3 protein-coding genes and 1 pseudogene are annotated in these 4,659 nt (G+C 67.9%); 1 reads left to right on the top strand and 3 read right to left on the bottom strand.

The genetic code is table 11. The features are described 5' to 3' along the window. The 3 genes and pseudogenes from IE318_RS42110 to IE318_RS42115 form a co-directional block, all read right to left on the bottom strand. Positions 1-1,417 (bottom strand): FG-GAP repeat domain-containing protein (locus IE318_RS42110; protein ID WP_189908142.1); only part of this gene is annotated, 1,417 nt, incomplete at its 3' end. A gap of 553 nt (positions 1,418-1,970) precedes the next feature. Then, a pseudogene (locus IE318_RS45835) lies at positions 1,971-2,095 on the bottom strand (IS110 family transposase); the annotation flags it as partial. 264 nt (positions 2,096-2,359) lie between these two features. Continuing rightward, positions 2,360-3,583, bottom strand: a complete 1,224-nt coding sequence (locus IE318_RS42115) for an FG-GAP-like repeat-containing protein (RefSeq protein WP_189908143.1) — start codon at positions 3,581-3,583, stop codon at positions 2,360-2,362. 667 nt (positions 3,584-4,250) lie between these two features. On the opposite strand from IE318_RS42115, the gene IE318_RS42120 reads away from it, so the two are divergent. Further along, the coding region (locus IE318_RS42120) for a lamin tail domain-containing protein (protein ID WP_189908144.1) at positions 4,251-4,659 on the top strand (409 nt) is incomplete at its 3' end.

The following is a 4,659-nucleotide window of genomic DNA, read 5'->3' on the forward strand; positions in this document are numbered from 1 at the left end:
GCCACAGGGTGCCGGAGGCGTCGCGGGCGACGAGGTCGGCCTTGGCGTCACCGGTGAGGTCACCGGTGACGACGAGCCGGTTGTAGGTGTTCCAGCCTGCGCCGATTTTGGTGCGGGTGGCGAAGGGTGCGGTGGTGTTGCCCGTGCCGCGGTAGAGCCACAGGGTGCCGGAGGCGTCGCGGGCGACCAGGTCGGCCTTGGCGTCACCTGTGAGGTCGTCCGATCCGGCCAGCGAGTTGTAGGTGTTCCAGCCTGCGCCGATCTTGGTGCGGGTGGCGAAGGGTGCGGTGGTGTTGCCGGTGCCGCGGTAGAGCCAGAGGGTGCCGGAGGCGTCGCGGGCGACCAGGTCGGCCTTGGCGTCACCGGTGAGGTCACCGGCACCGGTCAGGCTGGTGTAGGTGTTCCAGCCTGCGCCGACGCGGCTCCGTGTCGCGGACGGTTCGCTGTACCTCCACAGGACGCCGCTGCCGTCGCGGGCCACGAAACCGCTGGTGGGCTTGTCATCGGTCAGCGGGCACAGCCTGGTCAGCGCGTTGTAACCCTGCCAGCCGCCGCCGATCAGACTGCGGCGCTCGAAGGTCGGGGTGGTGGTGCCGGTGCCGTGGTAGTACCAGAGGTTGCCGGTGCTGTCGCGGCCCATGAGCACGTGACGCTCGCGGACGGGGGGCCCGTCGACGGCGAAGGTGGCGTCGGCGGTCCGGTAATCCGTGCGGTAGGAGTACACCTTGTAGCGGGCGTGGGCGTTGATCTTCCAGCTTTCGGTGCCGGCCGCCGAGGTGAGGGTGTAGACGATGTCGGTGTCACCGGGCTGCAGGTCGCATTGGATGAGGACCAGGCCCTCGCTGAGTGACTGGGTCCCGTGGGTGCACTGAGCGGTCGCTCCCGCGGTCAGTGCGGTGACGCGGATGTCGACGTGGTGGCTGTTCCAGCCGTACTGCTCCGGCCCGGGCCCGAACCACACATCCAGGTGTCCGCCGTCGACCGCGTGGACGTGGAGCGTCTGAGGGCTGGACTTGCCGGACTCGATGGCGGGAGCGGTGAAGGACAGGGTGTTCTGCGCGACGTGCTCGGGCGTCTTGACCGTGAAGGTGCCCGCGCCGTGGTTCCCGTCCGCGGGTGTGGCACCGGCGGTCTGCGCGGCGTGGATGGCAGCGTTCAAGTCGGACCCGGCGGGGGCGTAGACCGCGCCCCAGTAGCCGCTCGTGTTGTCCGCGGTCTGCGGCGAGATGCTGAGCACCGGGGCTGCATGGGCGCCGGTGCCGGCGACGCGGCACAGGTAGACGGCCGCGGCTTGCGGGGCGGGCTTGCAGGCTATGCCCGGGTCCCCGAACGTCACGCCTTCGGGCAAGCCTGCGCCGTCGCCGGGCGTCCCGGTCAGGGGCTTGGTGGCGAAGGCGTAGACCATGGTGCCGTTCAAGGACGGCAGGCTAGTGGTCGCATCGGTGAGCCAGGAGTCTGACGGACGTAGGACGACGTTGCCGACGTGCACCGCGTCGATGTCCTGAGCAGAAGCCGGCACCGCGCCACCGGCTGCGGCCGTTATCAACGACCCGAGAGATCCACCGACGGCCGCTATTCGGCCGATACGGTTGCGTCTGAGCATGTGTGTCCTCAGCTGACTGGTGGTGGCAGACGTACTGCCGTGAACGGCGGCAGAGTTGATCATCTGCGTCGGCAGCAGAGGCTACCGGATGGCAGAGCCCAGTGGCTGGCGCATTATCAGATGCCCGCGAGGCACCGCTGGCTCCGCTCTTGGCCGGCCACGATCGCTGCACCACGGAGCCCACGTGAAGGTTGCGTCGAGGGTCAGATCTGCTGGTCCGCCGCAACCATTTTGTCCCTGTCCCCGAGGTCGAGTCACTTGCCGAGCTGAACGCGGTGATCGACCGGTGGGATCAGGAGGACGATGCTCGCCGGATCCGGTCTGGTCCTCGCACGATCGGCGAGTACTTCGCGGACGAGCAGCCGCTGTACAGCTTGCGGAGCTTGGGCTCGGTGTTCGGAAGCCGCTTGACGAACGCCTTCTTCCCGGCCGGGGTCACAGCGGTGGCGTGGTGTCGCACTTTCCGACGTCCAGGCCCAGGAAGACGTCGATGTTCGCTGGTGTCGATCACGTGCAGGCCCACTCCATCACGCTTTCGCCGGGCCTTGCCAGGGCACGAGCTGCCACATTCACGTTACGGAGGGCTCTTCCGGCTCGGGTGAAGCCGTGCTCAAGCCCCTCATCAGCGGTCCGTCGGTGCCTCCGGGCCCGGTGACACCACCCCCCCCAGGTCATCCGTTCGACAGGGGGGAACAGTCATGCCCGGCCCGGAGGCCAGCGGTCCCCTTGCAGGACCGCGAAGAAGATAACGGAGGGTCAGCAGAAGCCGTTGAGACCCCACCACTCGCCGTCGGTGGGTTTGCCTCCTGCCAGGAGGCCGTTGCCCTGCCCCTGGTAGGTGAACAGCCAGCCGGCGCTGCCTGCGTAGCCGTCGATCGTGTTCTTCGTGTTGGTCACGGCGGCGAGGTCGGGGTGTCCGTCGCCTGAGACGTCGCCGACGGCGATGAGGTTCGCCATGCCGTTCCAGCCGCCCTTGCCGACCAGGACGCGTCCGCCGAGGGCAGCGGGGCGGCCGGGATAGAGCCAGAGTTTGCCGGTGGACGCTTCGCGGGCGTAGAGGTCGGGGCGGCCGTCGCCGTTCATGTCGCCCACCCCGGCGAGGGCGTTCATGGCGTTCCAGCCACCAGTGCCGATGAGCTTGCGTGAGCCAAGCGTGCCGGTCGAGGTGCCCGGGTACAGGTACAGCTTGCCGGTGGCCTTCTCGACGGCAGTGAGGTCGGAGCGGCCGTCGCCGGTGAGGTCGCCGAGGGCGGTGATGTTGCTCATGCCGTTCCAGCCGCCCGAGCCGATGAGCTTGCGGGTGCCGAGGGAGCCGGTACCGGTGCCGGGGTAGAGCCACAGCTTGCCGGTGGACGCCTCGCGGGCGATGAGGTCTTCGCGGCCGTCACGGTTGAAGTCGCCGTGGCGGGTGAGTGCGTTCATGGCGTTCCAGCCGCCGCTGCCGATGAGGTGGCCGGTGGTGTCGCCCGGTGTGAACCACAGCCGTCCCGCCTTGTCGCGGACGATCACGTCGGCCCTGCGATCGCCGTTCATGTCCCCGAAGCCCAAGGCCCTGGGCGAGGTCTCGGCAACCCAGCTCGGATAGGCGTTGTGGCCGCACTCGCGCTCGGTGCGGATGAACTTGATCGAGCTGATCGTCCCGCTCAGGTTCTCGTAGTACACGTCTTCGGGGCCGGCGGGCTGCTCGGCCCAGTAGCCGCCTGACGTGTCGTAGTTCTTCGCGTCGTAGAGACAGACGATCGAGTTCGAACGGTTCATGAGCGCGTGGATCGAGTTGTCCCATCCGCCCAGGTCTGCGACGCTCGTCTTCGTCTTCCACATCGATCCCGTAGCGGTCTTGTTCGACCAGCCGCAGAAATAGCCCACTGGGCAGTCGTACGCGCTGGCGGCCGCCGGGGCGGCACTTACAGTCGTCAGGCCGGTACCCGTGAGCACAAGCCCTGCGACTGCCGCCACGCCCCGGGTGAAGCGGTTCCCCATCTGCTGTGTTCCCCTCCCCTTTGATCTTCGTCGGCACCATACCCGCCCCCCTTGACGAACCAGTACCGGACGTATGAGGCGAACAGCCGCACCCCCGGCTGGTCGGAGGCGTCGGCTTGAGCGAGCACGAGAGCGGCGGCAGCCACCCGAGGATGCCGGACGTACACGTGGCCGCGGAGGCCTTACCGCGCGGTGGGCTGAGCGTTGGTGGTCCAAGGAAAGACGTCCCGCTTCCTACGGGGAGATGCAGCGGTAAGACCTGCCCGGCGCTCGACCCAAACCCCGTCCCTCGTAAGGGGGGCCGGTTTTGCACGTCCCGGTCATTGCTTCACTTCGGAATGCTGTTACTCACTTTCGGGTGACGGCGCGGGCGCTGCTGGGTGGCGTGCCCTGGCGGGCACATGCCACACGCCTGTGCTTGCAAGATATTCCGGTCTAGCGGGGCGTCAACTCAGTGCATTCAGCGCATTAATGGACGTTACAGATAACAGTCACAGAAGTATGGGTGATCCGTAACACTGTTCATGTTTCCCCCGCATCCATTGCACCTGGTGGGCAGGGTGTGGGTGCGCGGTCGACCGGTCGCGCACCCACACATCGCCCAGCCCCGAGGGCGGCCTCATGCTGCCGGAGCGGGGTTGTGCCCGCACGATGCAGGGGGCTTCCTGTGACCGTTTCTGCCACTGCCCGCCGTCTGACCGCCGCCGCGCTGAGTGCCGCGGCTGTGACCGCGGCGATCGCTGTGCCGGCGTCCGCGGCCGACCACCGCGCGAAGGGTCCGAGTGTGGAGATCAGCCGGGTGCAGTACGACTCCCCGGGCCGTGACAACCGCTCGATCCGCTCGCTGAACGCCGAGTGGGTGGAGATCACGAACAACACCCGCCGGACGGTGAACCTGGACGGGTGGACTCTCTCGGACCGGGACGGCCACACCTACACCTTCCACCACTACCGCCTGGACGGGCGTTCCACCGTTCGCGTCCACACCGGCATCGGCCGCGACTCCCGCCACGACCTCTACCAGGACCGCCGCAACTACGTCTGGAACAACACCTCCGACACCGCCACCCTGCGCA

Source organism: Streptomyces spiralis (genome assembly GCF_014654675.1).
Classification (GTDB): domain Bacteria; phylum Actinomycetota; class Actinomycetes; order Streptomycetales; family Streptomycetaceae; genus Streptomyces; species Streptomyces spiralis.

Excerpts from the sequence above, each read along its gene's own strand:
- IE318_RS42115 (WP_189908143.1), bottom strand. The coding sequence starts at position 3,583 with ATGGGGAACCGCTTCACCCGGGGCGTGGCGGCAGTCGCAGGGCTTGTG.